Annotated in this window: 1 protein-coding gene; it reads right to left on the bottom strand. The window is 64.4% G+C overall.

The genetic code is table 11. The features are described 5' to 3' along the window. Nucleotides 1–1,219: tandem-95 repeat protein (locus GY937_14005; GenBank protein ID MCP5057816.1), on the bottom strand; the 1,219-nt coding region annotated here is incomplete at both ends.

Consider the following 1,219-nt stretch of genomic DNA (forward strand, 5'->3'; position numbering starts at 1 on the left):
AGGTCGCGCCGGAGACGTCATCGATCGTGTAGGAGAAGGAGTCCCCGACCGTCTCGGACCCGTCATGGGTGTAGGTGAGGGTGCCGTCACCATTGTCCACCAGGCTGCCGTTGGCGGGGGCCGAGGTGATCACGATCGAGGCAAGATCCAGGGCGTTGTCGGGATCGGTGTCGTTGCCGGTGAGGTTGATGATGACCGCGGCGCCTTCATCGACCGAGGCGGCGTTGGCGACCGCGGTTGGCGCATCGTTGATGGGGTTGATCGTGAGAGTGACGGCGGCGACGTTGCTGGTGGCTCCCGAAACGTCGTCGATGGTGTATGAGAAGCTGTCTCCCACCGTCTCGGAGCCATCGTGCGTGTAGGTGAAGGTGCCGTCGCCGTTGTCGACCAGGCTCCCGTTGGCGGGGGCGCTAGTGATGACGATCGAGGTCAGATCCAGGGCGTCGTCCGGGTCCGTGTCGTTGCCCGCGAGGTCGACGACGACCGAGCTGCCCTCGTCGACCGTGGCTGAATCGTTGACTGAGGTGGGTGGATCGCTCAAGGGATTCACGGTGACGGTGACGCTGGCGACGTTGCTGGTAGCACCGGAGACGTCGTCGATGGTGTAGGAGAAGGAGTCTCCGACGGTCTCGGACCCATCGTGTGTGTAGGTGAGGGTGCCATCGCCGTTGTCCACCAGGCTGCCGTTGGCGGGGGCGCTCGTGATGACGATCGAGGTCAAGTCCAGGCCGTCGTCCGGATCCGTGTCATTGCCCGCGAGATCGATGACGACGCTCGCGCCTTCGTCGACCGAGGCGGCGTTCGCGACCGCGGTGGGGGAATCGTTGATCGGGTTGATCGTGAGGGTGACGGCCGCGACGTTGGAGGTGGTGCCGGAGACATCGTCGATGGTGTAGGAGAAGCTGTCGCCGACGGTCTCGGAGCCGTCGTGAGTGTAGGTCAGCGTGCCATCACCATTGTCGACCAGGGTGCCGTTCGCCGGAGCACTCGTGATGACGATCGAGGAGAGGTCGAGGGCGTTGTCGGGATCGGTGTCATTTCCCGAGAGGTCGATGACGACGCTCGCACCCTCGTTGACTGAAGCCGAGTCGTTGGCGGCGGTGGGGGCGTCGTTCTGGGGCGTGACCGTGACGGTCACACTGGCGACGTTGGAGGTTGCGCCCGAGGCATCATCGATGGTGTACGAGAAGGAGTCACCGATGGTCTCGGAGCCGTCGTG

Source organism: bacterium, assembly GCA_024228115.1.
In the GTDB taxonomy this organism is placed as follows: Bacteria; Myxococcota_A; UBA9160; order UBA9160; family UBA6930.